Here is a 13,682-nt window from a genome sequence, read left to right on the forward strand (position 1 = left end):
CGGGAGTACTAAGCAATGAAGCGCATGTTTGTCTTGAATGTCCTGGCGGGCGCCGTGCTGGCGGCTGCCAGCGTGTTGTCGCAAGCCGGCCAGGCGCCAGGCGCGTCCGGTGCAGCGGATGTACCGGTCAGCCACCGCGACCGTGTCTACGCCGCCGAACAGTTCTCGAATACCGTCTCGGTCACCGACCCGGTCGATAATCGGCTGCTAGGCGTGATCCGCCTCGGCGATCCCGCGCCGGGCAATTTCAGTCCGCTGTATCGCGGCCAGGTCCTGGTGCACGGCATGGGTTATTCGCCCGACCATCGGACCCTGGCTGTCGTGTCCATAGGCTCCAATTCGGTAACCTTCATCGATACGGCCACCAATGCGGTAAAGCACGTCACCTATGTCGGCCGTTCGCCGCATGAAGCGTTCTACACGCCGGACGGCAAGGAAGTCTGGGTCACCGTGCGTGGCGAAAACTACGTGTCGGTGATCGACGCTTCGACCTACAAGGAAAAAACCCGCATCACTACGGCGGCGGGGCCCGGCATGCAGATATTCTCGCCGGACGGCAAGTATGGCTATGTCTGCTCGTCGTTCAATCCGGAGACCGTGGTGGTCCAGGTATCGACCCACAAGATCGTCGGCCGCGTGCCCCAGGCCAGCCCCTTCTGCCCGAATATCGCTGCCACGCCGGATGGCAAACAGGTATGGTTCACCCTGAAAGACGTGGGCAAGGTGCAGGTATTCGACGCGCGCCCGCCGTTCAAGTTGCTCAAGACCCTGGATACCGGGCCCATCACCAATCATGTGAACTTTGCCCGGAACCGGGCCGGAAGCTTCGCGTACGTGACGGTCGGCGGCCTCAACCAGGTCAAGGTATTTCGCACGGACGACTACACGCAGATCGCCACGATCCCGGTCGGCAAGCTGCCCCATGGCGTCTGGCCGTCCGGCGACGGCACGCGTGTCTACGTGGGCCTGGAAAACGCAGACGCGCTGGCAGCCATCGACACCGCGACCAATACGGTCATTGCCAACGTACCCATCGGCCAGGCGCCGCAGGCCATCGCCTATGTGCCCGGCGCGGTACCCCAGGGTGACGGCATGCAGAATCTGCAGCCGCTGGGCGTGGCCGGACAGGCAGCCCACCTGACCTTGCACGCAATCAAGGACGGCAAGCCGCAGTCAGACAGTATGCCGCCGACCTCCGTCAGCCTGTTCGACCAGGGACTGCTGCAGGTGCTGCAGGCGTCCGCGACCGGCCTGGACCCCAAGCGTCCGTACGTGCTGGCCTTGTCCAGGCAGCCAGACGGCGGCGGCGAGCTTCAGCCGCTGGCCAGCTTCGTCACCAATCCGGCGGGATCGGCTATCGTCAATGCCATCGGCCCCATACGCCAGCTGGTACAGGCCGATGCGACGGCAAACGACGTGCAGCGCTATCTGGTGATCGCGCCGCAGGCGGATGGCAAGCCGGGCGCGCCGGTGCAGGTACAGGCGCTTTGATGGCATAAGGATGCTTCCTTGGACGATATGATGCGGCTCGTCGAGCCGCTGATCCCCTCACTGCGCCGCTATGCGCGCGCCCTGCTGCACGACAGGTCGGCGGCGGACGATCTGGTGCAGGATTGCCTGGAGCGGGTCATTGGCCGCTGGCATCAGCGGCGCGACGGCGGCGATGCGCGCAAATGGGTGTTCGCCATCCTTCACAACTTGGCCATGGACCAATTGCGGCGCGCACGTCCGCGCGGGGGCGACGTGCCGCTGGATGCGGTGGATGACGCGGCGCTGGCGGTGCGAGGGTCACAAGAAGACGGGCTGCATTATGGTGATGTGCTGCGGGCGCTGGAGCAGTTGCCGGAGGAACAGCGCAGTGTCCTGCTGCTGGTGTCGGTGGAAGATATGACTTACGAAGAAGCCGCCAAGGTGCTGGACATTCCCACCGGGACCGTCACATCGCGCCTGTCGCGGGCAAGGGAAAAGCTGTTGCGCATCATGCGCGGTGCCGTGACGGTTGACCCGCGCAGTAATGCGCCGGAGGCGACAGGCCGCGCGGTATTGCGGAGAGTGAAATGACCAAGGGCGAGGCCCCTGTGCGGGAAGAGGACTTGCACGCCTACGTTGATGGTGCGCTCGAGGGCGCGCGGCGCAGGCAGATCGAAGACTACCTGGCCAGGCACCCCGATGTCGCGGCACGGGTGCAAGGCCATGCCGACCTGCGCCAGCGACTGCGCGATGCGCTGGCGCAGGTCACCGAAGAGCCCATTCCCCCGGAACTCGATCTGGGCCGCATGGTGGAAGCCCACCGCCAGCGCCGTCGTGTTCCCTGGCGGATCGCGGCGTCGATCGTGCTGGCGTTGGGCATAGGCGGCGTGGGTGGCTGGAACCTGCGCAGCACGTCGCAGGCGCCAGCCGGAGGAATCGCCGCGTTGGCCCGCGAGGCGGCAGCCAGCTACCAGGTCTATGCGGCCGATCCCACGCGCCCGGTCGAAATGCCGGCCGCCGCGAGCGCGCAACTGGTGACATGGATTTCGCAACGGCTGGGGCGTCCCATCGCCCTACCCGACCTGGCCCCGGCCGGCTACCGCTTCATCGGCGGCCGCCTGGTCTCCACGGAACATGGTCCGGCGGGCCTGTTCATGTACGACGATGCGCAAGGCAAGCGAATCGCCGTGATGGTGCGGCCCATGGCCGTGGAGCGCAACACGCCGATGTCGGCGCACGAGCAGGACGGCGTGGCGGGCTACGCCTGGTCGGACCAGGGCCTGGGCTACAGCGTGGTCGCACCCGCGTCCGCAGCGGATATCCATCCCGTGGCCGACGAAGTGCGGCGCCAGGCCGACATCCGCCCCAGGCGCGGATGATCGCTATTCCGCGCGGCACGGCCTTGCGATATGGGGCCGCCCGCCGGCGGCGTCACGCCGTCAGCACGTAGTGGATCTTGTATTCCTCGCGATATACGGTCTCGCCCCATAGCAGTGCGATATCGCGCTTGTCCAGGAACGTGTGGGTGCGCACGAGGACGGGGCGCGAGCGCTCGATGTCCAGGTGCCTGGCGATGTCGGCAGGCGGCAGGGACACGCGCACCGCGTTGATGAACTTCACGATGGGCGTGTGCATATGGTGTTCGAGGATGTGCTGGACCGCGTGCCGGGCCAGCATTTCTTCGGTCATCCCGCTGGCCACCAGCGCCGGCATGTAGCGCCGCTCATAGGCGAAGGGCTGTCCGGCAAGGATTCTTATGCGCCGCAGTTCGAATACCGGCTCGTCCCCGCCCAGCCGCAGCGCCTCACGCACATGGTCGTCCACGGGCGCTTGCGCGAACGACACCACCTTGTAGACCAGGTCCTTGCCGCTGGCGAAGATGTCGCGCTCGAAATACGCCAGGTTGTGCGTATCCACGGTGGTGTCGACGGCCGGCTGCGCGACGAAGCTGCCCGCGCCCCGACGGCGTTCGATCAGGCCTTCGAACACCAATTGCTGCAGCGCATGCACGACGGTCGCCTTCGTCGTCCCGAACTGCTGCGCCAATTCGGCCTCCGTGGGAAGCCGGCCGCCGGGGGCATACGTGCCGTTTCCGATGGCTGCCCGCAGCGCATTCTGGATGACTAGGTACAGGGGCATACCCGAACCCGCGCCCGTCTTGGTTGACTTTAAAACCATAGTTAACTATTCTTTTTAAAAGGCGAAGCTTACCGCACCATGAGCGTTCCTGGGCACCCGGGGTACGGCGAAGGACAGGCGCGTCGGCCGACATCACATGGGAGCATCATGGGCAGCAAAACAACTCCGTTCCGGATAGCCAATGTTCGCGTGGACGTCGGCATCGGCGGTTATTGGATACACGACCAGGCGGCCGTTCAAGGATCCGGGGCACGCCCCGACGGCTTTTTCTTCGACGGCGAGCCGAGTTCCAGCGCCTTTCCGGCGGTGCGCTCGCCAAGCATAGCCTACCTGATATCGCTGGAACTCGACGATGGCCAGGTAGCCTATGGCGACTGCGTGACCGTGGCGAACGCCGGGCATGCGGGACGTCCCAACCCATTGCGCGAGCACGATGCCGGCAAAACAGGCAAAGCGCTGGCCGCGGCATTGAAGGGACGGCAGTTCGACGGCTTCCGCCCGGCTGCCGCCGTGCTGGAAGCCCTGGATCTCCCGCCTGAACTCGTGCTGCCAGTTCAGTTCGGCGCCTCCCAGGCGTTGCTGGGCGCGGCGGCGCTGGCGCGCAAGGCGCCCATGCGCGACGTGCTGCTGGACGAGTTCGATCTGGAAAAGCCCCGCACGCTGCCCGGCTTCGCCGGATCGTGCGGCGGCGACTGGGAAGCCAATGTAGACAAGGCGATCGTGCGCCACGTCGACATGTTCCCGCAGTCCGCCATCCAGACCGCGGCCGAATGCGAGCGTCTTCCCGAATACGCGTCGTGGATCATGCGGCGTATCGAGAAATGGGGCGGCGCCGGCTACCTGCCCGACCTGCACTTCGACTTTCATTCCTCTCTGGGGCGCCTGTTGAACAACGACGAGGACAAGGTCATCGATTACCTGGCGGGAATCTGTGCGCGTACGCCGACCCTGCAGGTCTACTTCGAGGACCCCATGCATGCGCGCGGCTCGGAGGAAGCGCTGGCCCGCATGCGGTCCCTGCGCGAGAAACTGTCGTCGCGCGTCGAGAACTGCCGCCTGATCGCGGACGAATGGGCCAACGGTCCCGGCAAGGTGGCGCAGTTCGCGCAGGCGCGGGCCGCGCACGCGATCCAGATCAAGATGCCGGACAACGGATCCCTGCTGACGACGATCGAGGCCGTGCAGGCATGCAAGCAGAATGATGTGCTGGCCTACCTGGGGGGAAGCTGCAACGAGACCGATATCTCGGCGCGTGCCACCGTGCACGTGGGCCTGGCGTTCGGCGCCTGGCGCCTGTTCACCAAGCCGGGCATGGGTTTCGATGAAGGCTTGATGGTGTTGAAGAACGAAATGAGCAGGACCGTCGGCCGTGACGCGCCTGCCACATAAAGGGAAGGAGAACATCATGACATTGACCAAGGCTGCGCGCCATCTGGCGCTGGGCTTGTGGATGCTGGCCGGCGTCGCCGCCACGACAGCCGCCGCGCCGGCACAGGACTATCCGGACAAGTCCATCAAAATGGTCGTCCCCTTCCCGGCCGGCGCCGCCACGGACGCCATCGCGCGCCTAGTGGCCCAGAAACTGGCGGCCAAATGGAATGTACCGGTCATCGTGGAAAACCGTGCCGGCGCGACCGGCAGTATCGGGTCGAACTACGTCGCCAAGTCGGCCCCAGACGGCTACACCTTGCTGGTCGCTACCAGCAGCAGTCATACCATGGCGCCCTACCTGAGCGAGCACAACACCTGGGATCCCGTCAAGGATTTCGAGCCAGTGGGACTGCTCGCGTGGGCGCCCAACGTGCTGGTGGTCAATCCCAAGCTGAAGGTGCACACGGTCAAGGAACTTATCGCGCTGCTGAAAAAGTCGCCGGGACACTACACCTTCGCATCGTCCGGCACAGGCAGTTCGATCCAGCTGGCTGGCGAACTGTTCAAGACGCAAGCCGGGGTGAAGATGGTGCACGTGCCTTACAAGGGCGCGGCGCCAGCCATCACCGACCTGGTGGGCGGACAAGTCGACATGATGTTCGACACGGTCGCCCAGTCCTTGCCATTCATCCAGACAGGGAAGCTCACCGCCCTGGCGGTGACCCCGCTGAAGCGATCCGGCTCGCTGCCGCAGGTTCCCACCATGCAGGAAGCGGGCGTCAAGGACTACGAAATGGCGGCCTGGATCGGCCTGCTGGCGCCGGCCGGAACGCCGCGGGATGTGGTGGAAGAACTGAGCGATGCGTTGCGCGAAGTCCTGAACATGCCGGACGTGCGTGAGCAGATGGCACAACGCGGCCTCGACCAGCCTACGGAAACCCGTCAGCAGTTCGGCGAGCTGATCGCCAGGGAGTTGCCCAGGTACGCTGACATCATGCGCCAGGCCGGCCTGAAGCCGGGCAGTTGATGCGGCACGCCCCATTGACCGGCGAGTTGGCTCGCCAGGCGCGCGCGGTGCGCCACGTGCACCTGCCTTCCGACGTGCGGCGTATCGCGCTGCACTGCATCCTGGACTGGTATGCGGTAACGCTGGCGGGCCTGCGCGAGCCCTGCGTGGCCATCGCGGCGGCGGACGCCATGCAGGAAGGCGGCGCGCCGCATGCGACGATCGCCGGTCAGCCACGCAAGGGCGCCATGTACGCAGCCGCCCTGGTGAACGGCACCGCGGCGCATGCGCTCGACTACGACGACGTCAATGTCGCCATTACCGGACATCCGACGGCCGTCATCCTGCCCGCGGTCCTGGCCTTGGCCGAAGCACGGCAAGCCAGCGGCGCCGACCTGATCGCCGCCTTCGTGGCGGGCTACGAAGTGGCCTGCCGCGCCGGTCGTTACCTGGGCGATGCGCATTACGAGCGCGGCTTCCATGCCAGCGCCACCGCTGGGGTGATCGGCGTGGCGGCCGCCTGCGGACGCCTGCTGCGCTTGAACGAGGCGCAGATGCAAACCGCGCTGGCCCTGGCCGCGACCCAGGCCGCCGGTTTGAAATGCATGTTCGGCACCATGGCGAAGCCCCTGCACGCCGGCCTTGCAGCGCGCAACGGCCTGATGGCAGCGCGGTTGGCAGCGCTGCATTTCGACGGCGGCCTCGACAAGCTGGAAGCGTCCCAGGGTTACGGCGCCGCGCTCAGTCCGGCCCCCGACGCCGCCGCGGCCCTGGCCACGCCGGCCGCCGGCATGCACATCCGCAATCGCCTGTTCAAGTATCACGCCGCCTGCTACGGCGTGAACGCGGGCATCGAATGCGCGCGGGCCTACCGGCGCGAACACCCACAGCAGGTCGTCGGCATCGTCCGCATCGTGGCGCGCGCGCATGTCAGCGGGGCGAACATGTGCAATATCGCCAAGCCGCAGAACGCCGCGCAGGCCAAATTCAGTTTGCGGCTGAACATCGCCTTCGGCCTGCTGGGCTTCGATACCGCGGACGTGGACGTTTATACGCCCGAGCGTTTGAACGACCCTGACGCGGTGCGCCTGCGCGACCTGGTGGAGGTCGTGTACGTCGACGACCTGAACATGATGGAAAGCGAACTGACCATCCTTACCGACGACGGCGCGCAGCACGTCATCCGGCGCGACGCCGGACAGTCGGAGCAGGACCTGGACGAAGAGGAGCGGCGGCTGGCCGCCAAGTTCGACACGCTCTGCGTCCCCATACTGGGCGCCGAGCGCGCGCAGGAAATCCAGGAGGAAATCTGGACGCTCGCGGGCGCGGCCAGTGTCGACCGGTTGGCGCGGGCCCTGGTGCCCGGTGGCGGCCTGGGCTAGATTTGGAGGCCTGCGCCGGAAACAAGCCGGAGACACGATGAAAGAGACGAGCGAAGGTGCGATCGCCCCCGCCAGCGAAACCGGCGGAGCCGCGCGCGCCGTTCCACGCCGTGCGCGGCGGCCCGTCCTGGTCATCTCGGTGGCGCAGCTATTGGGCACGTCGCTGTGGTTCAGCGCCAATAGCGCGGCCGATGACCTGATGCGCGTTTGGGGCGCCACCGCCTCGGACATCGGCATCCTGACCGGTGCCGTGCAGCTCGGCTTCATCCTGGGCACACTCGCCATCTCCCTCACCGGCTTTGCCGACCGCTTCCGCGCCAGCGCCATCTTCGTCTGCAGCGCCATCGCGGGCGCCTGCTTCAACGCGGCCTTCGCCTGGATCGCCGACGGCGTCGCGGCGGGCGCCCTGTTCCGCTTCCTGGTCGGCATCTGCCTGGCCGGCATCTATCCGGTGGGCATGAAACTCATCGTCGGCTGGGCGCCGGAGCGCACGGGCTCCGCGCTGGCCCAGTTGGTCGCCATGCTTACCCTCGGCACTGCCTTGCCGCATGCACTGCGCGCCGCCGGCACCGGCTTGCCATGGCAGGAAATCATCTTGGCATCGTCAGCGCTGGCCTTGCTGGGGGCGCTCATGATTCATCTTCTTGGCGATGGCCCGGGTCGTGCCGTTTCGGCCGCTGCCCGCGCGCCGCATGGCGCATCGCCATCCGGGAGTTCCGCCACGACGGCCGTTCGCCGCCCCACCGTGCTCGACGCCTTCCGCCGGCCGCGCTTGCGTGCCGCCGCCTTGGGCTACTTCGGCCACATGTGGGAACTGTATGCCTTCTGGACGCTGGTCCCGCTGCTGATCGCCCGATCGTCCGCCGCCAGCGTATTTCCCGGGTTGGGCGTGTCCGGCGCGTCCTTCTGCGTCATTGGGATTGGCGCGCTGGGATGCATCCTGGGCGGCCTGCTGTCGCGCCGCGTCGGCAGCGCCCCCGTGGCGTTGAGCGCGCTCGGCCTGTCCGGACTCTGCGCCATCGCTTTCTCTCTGGCCTGGAACAGCCTGCCTCCGGCCGTGCTGGTGCTGCTGCTGTTGATATGGGGTGCGGCAGTAGTCGCCGATTCGCCGCAGTTTTCCGCGCTGAGCGCGCGGGCCTGTCCCCCCGAATGGGTCGGCAGCGCGCTGGCGATCCAGAACTCCGTCGGCTTCGCGATTACCGTCGTATCCATCGCCGGCGCGACCGCGCTGTTCCAGCAAGTGGGCCTGGATGCGACCTGGCTACTGGTGCCGGGCCCCATCCTGGGGCTGCTCGGCTACGCGATGGCGTCCAGGGGAATGCACGCCGAGGGCCAGAGGCCGCCATAGGCCCGTGCCCGGGGCACATCGGCGTATGATCCGACACGGCGCGGCGCGATTCTGTCAACGACGGGCCGCACAGGCAGGACGGTCGAATCGCCACATACAGGTAACGTCACGGGAGATCGAAGGTGCAAGGACTCAAGGCGCGGAAGTGGATCAAGTTTTTCATGGGCTTTTGCCTGCTGTCCGTGCTTTACGCCTGCTCGAATGTACCCAGCACTTCGGCGCTCGAGTCCGCGGATTATGGCCCGCCGCCCACCGTCGGCCAGCTCATGGAAGGCGTCCGGGCATTGGGCGGGGAAGCGCCCGAACTGGCCTCCCGGAGCAGCGGCCAGAGCGCTCGCGACAAGCTGAGCCCGGGCTGGGCCACGGACCTGGACAACCCTGGCGGCTTCGTCTATGGCTGGCAATATCGCTTCCAGCAGACGGCGGCGAACGGCGGCGGCATCGTCACCGCGCTGTTCCACGACGGGATCCTCATCGCTGCGACCCGCGATACGGCCGGACAGGCCGCGCCCACCCGGATCAAGTAAGCACAAGCCCCCCCCGCGCCGGCTCGCACGGCGCGGCGGCCGACCCGGCGGCCGCGTCGCTCGCGACAGGCGGCCACCCCTCTACGGCAGGCGTTTCGGCCGCCTGGAAATCAGCGCATCGTCCCGCGGTGGTCACCGCCCAGCGCAAGCGCCATCGCCATCCCGCCTCCGCTCCCCCTCCCCGCTTCCCGCCTGGACCCTTCGAATAAGGGTAAGCACTGCCTTTGCGCCGGCGCTGCTGTCGATATACTTTGTCCATAACATAAACAACTCGTCCATATTATGGGCAACAGGACCAAGCATGCCTATCGATAAGCCGGATGCCGAGCCTCTAACTCCATACCAATATCCCAATCCGCGCGAAGCGCTGCCGGAAATCGTCGTCCCCAACGCCATCCCCGTCGACGAACGCCTGTGGGTCCCGCAGGCAGAGAACGTGTGGTTCCGTCCGCTCTGCCTGAACGCCAGCCAGGGCTACTGGATGAACCTGCTGCGGGTGCGCAAATCCGGCGTACTCAGCCGCCACCGGCATCCGCAGGCCGTGCATGGCCTGGTACTGAAAGGCCGCTGGCGGTACCTGGAGCACGATTGGGAAGCCACCGAAGGCAGCTACGTCTTCGAGCCGCCGGGCGAAACGCACACGCTTTATGTGCCGCCCGACGTGGAAGAGATGATCACGTACTTCCAGGTGAATGGCGTCATGTACTACACCGACCCGTGGGGCAAGGGCATGGGCTACGAAGATGTCTTCACCAAAATCGACATGTGCCGCAGGCATTTCACCGACGTGGGGCTCGGCGAAGCGTACGTGGACCAATTCATCCGCTGACCCGACGCAAGAAGGGCCAAGCCCATAACCATTAGATCGGAGACAACACCATGCAACGTCGCGCGTTCAATCGCGGCCTTTTTTCCGCGCTGCTCGGCGGCGCCGCCATGCTGGCCGCCCTACCCGCGGCACGAGCCCAGGACTTTCCTGCCCGCTCCATCGAGCTGGTGGTGCCGTTCGCCGCGGGCGGCGGCACCGACGCCCTGGCCCGCGCCATGTCGGACGCCTCGCGCACCCATCTTTCGCAGCCTGTAGTGGTGTTGAACAAACCCGGCGCGGCGGGCGCCATAGGCCTGACGGACGTGGCCAACAGCCCCGCGGACGGGTACAAGCTGGCCCTGGTCACCGCCGACATGGTCATCATTCCGCACCTGGGCCTGACCAAGACGACCTACGAGAAATTCAGCCCCATCATCCAGCTCAACGCGGACCCCTCGGCCATCACCGTGCGGGCCGACTCCCCCTACAAAACCATAGAAGAGTTCCTGAACGCCGCGCGTGCCAAGCCGGAAGCGATCCAGCTGGGCAACGCGGGCATCGGCTCGATCTGGCACCTGGCCGCCGCCGCGCTTGAAGACAAGACAGGCGCGAAGTTCAACCACATTCCCTTCAATGGCGGCAACCCGGCTGTCCTGGCCCTGTTGGGCGGGCATATCGATGCGGTGGCGGTCAGCCCAGCGGAAGTCATCCAGTACGTAAAAGCCGGCAAGCTCAGGACCCTGGCCGTGATGGCCGACCAGCGCGTGCCGGGCTTCGAGAACGTGCCTACCCTGAAGGAACGCAACATCGACCTGTCCATCGGCACCTGGCGCGGCATTGCGGCGCCGAAGGGCACGCCGCAGCCCGTGCTGGACAAGCTCGCCGTGGCACTGCGCGAAGCCGCCGCCGAACCGAACCTGAAGAAGTTCATGGCCGAACAGAACCTGGGCTACGTCGTCGCGGATCAACAGACCTTCACGGCCTTGATGGCGCGCGACAACGCGACGTTCAAGGCGCTGATCGAGAAGTTCAACATGCGTCCTTAGGGACACCACGCGCACGCGGGGGGAAACAACGATGAATCCAGGTATCCCGGGCAGGACCGCAGGCAGGAACGGCGGCGCCTGCCCCTGGCACTTCGTGAGCGAACATCCATGACGTATCGAGCAGACCTATTCGCTGGAAAAACCGCGCTGGTGACCGGGGCGACCCAAGGCATCGGCGCGGCCGTGGCCAACCGCCTCGCCTCGCTGGGCGCACGCACCGTCGCCACCGGGCTGCGCTCCGATGTCGGCGAACTGAGCCCCGACATCGATGTGCGCCTCGGTGATGTCAGCCAGGCCGACGACATCGACGCCATGCTGCGCGGATTGGACGAGCTGGACATCGTGGTGAATTGCGCCGGCATCATACGGCGCGGCGCGGAACACGACCCCGCCGTCTTCGAACAAGTGCTGGCCGTCAACCTGACGGGCACCATGCGCATATGCACGGCCGCGCGCGACCGGCTGGCCCGCCGCCGGGGCTGCATCGTCAACACGGCCTCCATGTTGAGTTTCTTCGGCGGTTCGCTGGTGCCCGCCTATGCGGCCAGCAAAGGCGGCGTGGCGCAATTGACCAAGTCCCTGGCATTGGCCTATGCCGCCGATGGGATCCGCGTCAACGCGGTGGCGCCAGGCTGGATCGCAACGCCACTGACCCAGGCCTTGCAGGACGATCCCGAACGCTCCGGCCCGATTCTGTCGCGCACGCCATTGGGCCGCTGGGGCACGCCCGCCGATGTGGCCGACGCGGTCGCCTTCCTGTGCACGCCGGCTTCGGGGTTCATGACCGGCGTCATCCTGCCCGTCGACGGCGGCTATCTGGTGGCCTGAAGCGCCGGCGGACGTGTGCGGTATCAAGTTTGGGGGAATAATCCGGAATCGCGATACTCTTTCGCCGTTGTTTCACCTGCGTCCGCATACCGCCATGCCTGTCGACCGTTCTCGTTCCACGCCCCCCGCCGCGCAGGTGGCCGGCACAGCCGCCTTCTCGAAATTCATGCACCTGCTGCAACTGGTGGCGGACACGCCCGAGGCGATGACGGTGGCGGAGCTGAGCAAGGTCAGCGGATACCCGCGCGCCACGGTCTACCGTACCGTGGCGGCGCTGACGGCCGAACGCCTGCTGGCCGAGCATCCGCAGACGGGCGTACTCGTCCTGGGGCCGCGCCTGATCCAACTGGCCAGCCGCAGCTGGGGACGATCCGAAATGCGGCTGGCCGCCGTCGAAGACCTGAAGCGCCTGCGGGACGTCACCGGCGAAACCGTGCACCTGGCCGTGCCCAATGGCACGCATATGGTCTATATCGAGAAACTGGAAAGCCCCAGCGCCGTGCAGATGAATTCCCGCATCGGCACCAATGTGTCGATGTATTCGACCGCCGTAGGCAAGGCTTACCTGGCCATGCTGGCTGACGACGCCCAGCAGGCTGCGCTGGAGAGCTTGCCGCAGCCTTTCGCGCGCTACACCGCGAATACGACCGCGGACATGGCGGCCCTGAAACGGCAACTGCAGGAAACGCGCCGCCGCGGCTGGGCCGTGGACGAAGAGGAAAACGAGGCCGGTATCTATTGTTTCGGCGCGCCGATCTTCGGCCGGGATGGCGTGCCCGTCGCGGCTATCAGCGTCAGTACGCTGCGGTTCCGTCAGAAAGCCGATCCGCAGGCCGCGTATGTCGCGCCATTGCTGGAAGTGTGCCACGCCATCACGCAACGCATCGCACAGACGCCGGCATTGTCCGGCGCCAACCTGCTCTAGCGCCGCGGATCGCGTGGGAACTGCCCGGAGATTTACCGGAGATTGGCGGGAAGGAGCAGCGCCATCGTGCCGCTCCCATCGGCGGCGCTACGCCTTGCCCGTCATCACCATATGCGCGAGCGCATCGGCATCCAGGCCCGCGACGTCGCGTTCGATGACCTTGACGCCGCTCTTCAGGATCGCCACCCGGTCTGCCAGTGCAACCACATCGGCCATGTTGTGGCTGACCAGGATGACCGTGCGGCCTTCTTCGCGCAGCTTGCGCACCAGGTTCAGGACCAGGGCGGTCTCCTTGACCCCGAGCGCGGCCGTGGGCTCGTCCATGATGACGACGCGGGCGTTCCAGCGCAGGGCGCGCGCGATGGCCACGGCCTGGCGCTGGCCGCCGGACATGCGTTCGACCGGGCGATCCATGTCGGCAATGGGCACCGAGAGGCGCTGCAGATAGCCGCGCGCATCGTCGGCCATGCGGCGTTTGTCCAGCACGCTGACGGGTCCGATGCGGCGCACCAGTTCCGCGCCCATGAAGACGTTTTCCCAGATGGACAGGCGCGGCGCCAGCGCCAGATCCTGGTAGATGGTTGCGATGCCTTGCACCAGCGCATCATGCGGTGAAGCGAACACCACCTTATTGCCGTCCAGGCTGAGCTCGCCGCCGCTGGGCGCCTGTGCGCCCGAGACGATGCGGATCAGCGTGGACTTGCCCGCGCCGTTGTCGCCGCAGATCGCCATGACCTTGCCCTTGGGCACGTCCAGGTCTATGCCTTTCAAGGCCTCGACGGCACCGTAGGACTTCCTGACCTGCCGTAGCGACAACGCGATGGACATAAGC

Annotated in this window: 14 protein-coding genes; 12 read left to right on the top strand and 2 right to left on the bottom strand. The window is 66.4% G+C overall.

Annotated features, from left to right (window positions below; translation table 11 throughout):
* The first annotated feature begins 24 nt into the window (after positions 1–24).
* From BAU07_RS20555 to BAU07_RS20565, 3 genes are read left to right on the top strand one after another with little or no spacing between them, the layout of a single operon-like run.
* A complete protein-coding gene (locus tag BAU07_RS20555; RefSeq protein ID WP_232338364.1) occupies positions 25–1,491 on the top strand; it encodes a YncE family protein in 1,467 nt (488 codons plus the stop codon).
* A 27-nt stretch (positions 1,492–1,518) separates the two neighbouring features.
* On the top strand, positions 1,519–2,061 hold the full coding sequence (locus BAU07_RS20560; protein ID WP_066665594.1) for an RNA polymerase sigma factor: 543 nt from the start codon (positions 1,519–1,521) through the stop codon (positions 2,059–2,061).
* Positions 2,058–2,849 carry an anti-sigma factor family protein gene (locus BAU07_RS20565; RefSeq protein WP_066661795.1) on the top strand — a complete coding sequence of 264 codons (792 nt, stop codon included), beginning with the start codon at positions 2,058–2,060 and terminating at the stop codon, positions 2,847–2,849. The genes BAU07_RS20560 and BAU07_RS20565 overlap by 4 nt, the downstream gene beginning before the upstream one ends.
* Before the next feature lie 52 nt (positions 2,850–2,901).
* Here BAU07_RS20565 and BAU07_RS20570 read toward each other — a convergent pair whose 3' ends face one another.
* Positions 2,902–3,609 carry a GntR family transcriptional regulator gene (locus BAU07_RS20570; protein ID WP_066661797.1) on the bottom strand — a complete coding sequence of 236 codons (708 nt, stop codon included), beginning with the start codon at positions 3,607–3,609 and terminating at the stop codon, positions 2,902–2,904.
* A 147-nt stretch (positions 3,610–3,756) separates the two neighbouring features.
* On the opposite strand from BAU07_RS20570, the gene BAU07_RS20575 reads away from it, so the two are divergent.
* The 9 genes from BAU07_RS20575 to BAU07_RS20615 all read left to right on the top strand — a co-directional run bounded on the left by BAU07_RS20575 (position 3,757) and on the right by BAU07_RS20615 (position 12,850).
* Positions 3,757–4,998 carry a methylaspartate ammonia-lyase gene (locus BAU07_RS20575; protein WP_066661801.1) on the top strand — a complete coding sequence of 414 codons (1,242 nt, stop codon included), beginning with the start codon at positions 3,757–3,759 and terminating at the stop codon, positions 4,996–4,998.
* A gap of 16 nt (positions 4,999–5,014) precedes the next feature.
* Complete coding sequence (locus BAU07_RS20580; RefSeq protein ID WP_066661803.1) at positions 5,015–6,007, top strand: Bug family tripartite tricarboxylate transporter substrate binding protein; 993 nt, start codon at positions 5,015–5,017, stop codon at positions 6,005–6,007.
* Positions 6,007–7,368, top strand: a complete 1,362-nt coding sequence (locus tag BAU07_RS20585; RefSeq protein ID WP_084025895.1) for an MmgE/PrpD family protein — start codon at positions 6,007–6,009, stop codon at positions 7,366–7,368. Before BAU07_RS20580 ends, BAU07_RS20585 begins: the two co-directional genes overlap by 1 nt.
* A gap of 37 nt (positions 7,369–7,405) precedes the next feature.
* A complete protein-coding gene (locus BAU07_RS20590) occupies positions 7,406–8,716 on the top strand; it encodes an MFS transporter (protein ID WP_084025896.1) in 1,311 nt (436 codons plus the stop codon).
* 122 nt (positions 8,717–8,838) lie between these two features.
* Complete coding sequence (locus tag BAU07_RS20595; RefSeq protein ID WP_066661807.1) at positions 8,839–9,243, top strand: hypothetical protein; 405 nt, start codon at positions 8,839–8,841, stop codon at positions 9,241–9,243.
* A 301-nt stretch (positions 9,244–9,544) separates the two neighbouring features.
* Complete coding sequence (locus BAU07_RS20600; protein ID WP_066661809.1) at positions 9,545–10,072, top strand: 2,4'-dihydroxyacetophenone dioxygenase family protein; 528 nt, start codon at positions 9,545–9,547, stop codon at positions 10,070–10,072.
* A 50-nt stretch (positions 10,073–10,122) separates the two neighbouring features.
* A complete protein-coding gene (locus BAU07_RS20605; RefSeq protein WP_066661812.1) occupies positions 10,123–11,097 on the top strand; it encodes a tripartite tricarboxylate transporter substrate binding protein in 975 nt (324 codons plus the stop codon).
* Positions 11,098–11,205: 108 nt separating this feature from the next.
* Positions 11,206–11,925 carry an SDR family NAD(P)-dependent oxidoreductase gene (locus tag BAU07_RS20610; RefSeq protein WP_066661819.1) on the top strand — a complete coding sequence of 240 codons (720 nt, stop codon included), beginning with the start codon at positions 11,206–11,208 and terminating at the stop codon, positions 11,923–11,925.
* 94 nt (positions 11,926–12,019) lie between these two features.
* Complete coding sequence (locus tag BAU07_RS20615) at positions 12,020–12,850, top strand: IclR family transcriptional regulator (RefSeq protein WP_066665596.1); 831 nt, start codon at positions 12,020–12,022, stop codon at positions 12,848–12,850.
* Positions 12,851–12,937: 87 nt separating this feature from the next.
* Here the strand turns inward: BAU07_RS20615 and BAU07_RS20620 are convergent, their stop codons facing one another.
* Complete coding sequence (locus tag BAU07_RS20620) at positions 12,938–13,678, bottom strand: ATP-binding cassette domain-containing protein (protein ID WP_066661824.1); 741 nt, start codon at positions 13,676–13,678, stop codon at positions 12,938–12,940.
* Between the last annotated feature and the right edge of the window lie 4 nt (positions 13,679–13,682).

Source organism: Bordetella flabilis (genome assembly GCF_001676725.1).
GTDB lineage: Bacteria > Pseudomonadota > Gammaproteobacteria > Burkholderiales > Burkholderiaceae_B > Bordetella_C > Bordetella_C flabilis.

What these genes read in the sequence shown, in the direction of transcription:
- BAU07_RS20555 (WP_232338364.1), top strand. Translation starts at nt 25, where the DNA reads ATGTTTGTCTTGAATGTCCTGGCGGGCGCCGTGCTGGCGGCTGCCAGC.
- BAU07_RS20560 (WP_066665594.1), top strand. Translation starts at nt 1,519, where the DNA reads ATGATGCGGCTCGTCGAGCCGCTGATCCCCTCACTGCGCCGCTATGCG.
- BAU07_RS20565 (WP_066661795.1), top strand. Translation starts at nt 2,058, where the DNA reads ATGACCAAGGGCGAGGCCCCTGTGCGGGAAGAGGACTTGCACGCCTAC.
- BAU07_RS20570 (WP_066661797.1), bottom strand. Translation starts at nt 3,609, where the DNA reads ATGCCCCTGTACCTAGTCATCCAGAATGCGCTGCGGGCAGCCATCGGA.
- BAU07_RS20575 (WP_066661801.1), top strand. Translation starts at nt 3,757, where the DNA reads ATGGGCAGCAAAACAACTCCGTTCCGGATAGCCAATGTTCGCGTGGAC.
- BAU07_RS20580 (WP_066661803.1), top strand. Translation starts at nt 5,015, where the DNA reads ATGACATTGACCAAGGCTGCGCGCCATCTGGCGCTGGGCTTGTGGATG.
- BAU07_RS20585 (WP_084025895.1), top strand. Translation starts at nt 6,007, where the DNA reads ATGCGGCACGCCCCATTGACCGGCGAGTTGGCTCGCCAGGCGCGCGCG.
- BAU07_RS20590 (WP_084025896.1), top strand. Translation starts at nt 7,406, where the DNA reads ATGAAAGAGACGAGCGAAGGTGCGATCGCCCCCGCCAGCGAAACCGGC.
- BAU07_RS20600 (WP_066661809.1), top strand. Translation starts at nt 9,545, where the DNA reads ATGCCTATCGATAAGCCGGATGCCGAGCCTCTAACTCCATACCAATAT.
- BAU07_RS20605 (WP_066661812.1), top strand. Translation starts at nt 10,123, where the DNA reads ATGCAACGTCGCGCGTTCAATCGCGGCCTTTTTTCCGCGCTGCTCGGC.
- BAU07_RS20610 (WP_066661819.1), top strand. Translation starts at nt 11,206, where the DNA reads ATGACGTATCGAGCAGACCTATTCGCTGGAAAAACCGCGCTGGTGACC.
- BAU07_RS20615 (WP_066665596.1), top strand. Translation starts at nt 12,020, where the DNA reads ATGCCTGTCGACCGTTCTCGTTCCACGCCCCCCGCCGCGCAGGTGGCC.
- BAU07_RS20620 (WP_066661824.1), bottom strand. Translation starts at nt 13,678, where the DNA reads ATGTCCATCGCGTTGTCGCTACGGCAGGTCAGGAAGTCCTACGGTGCC.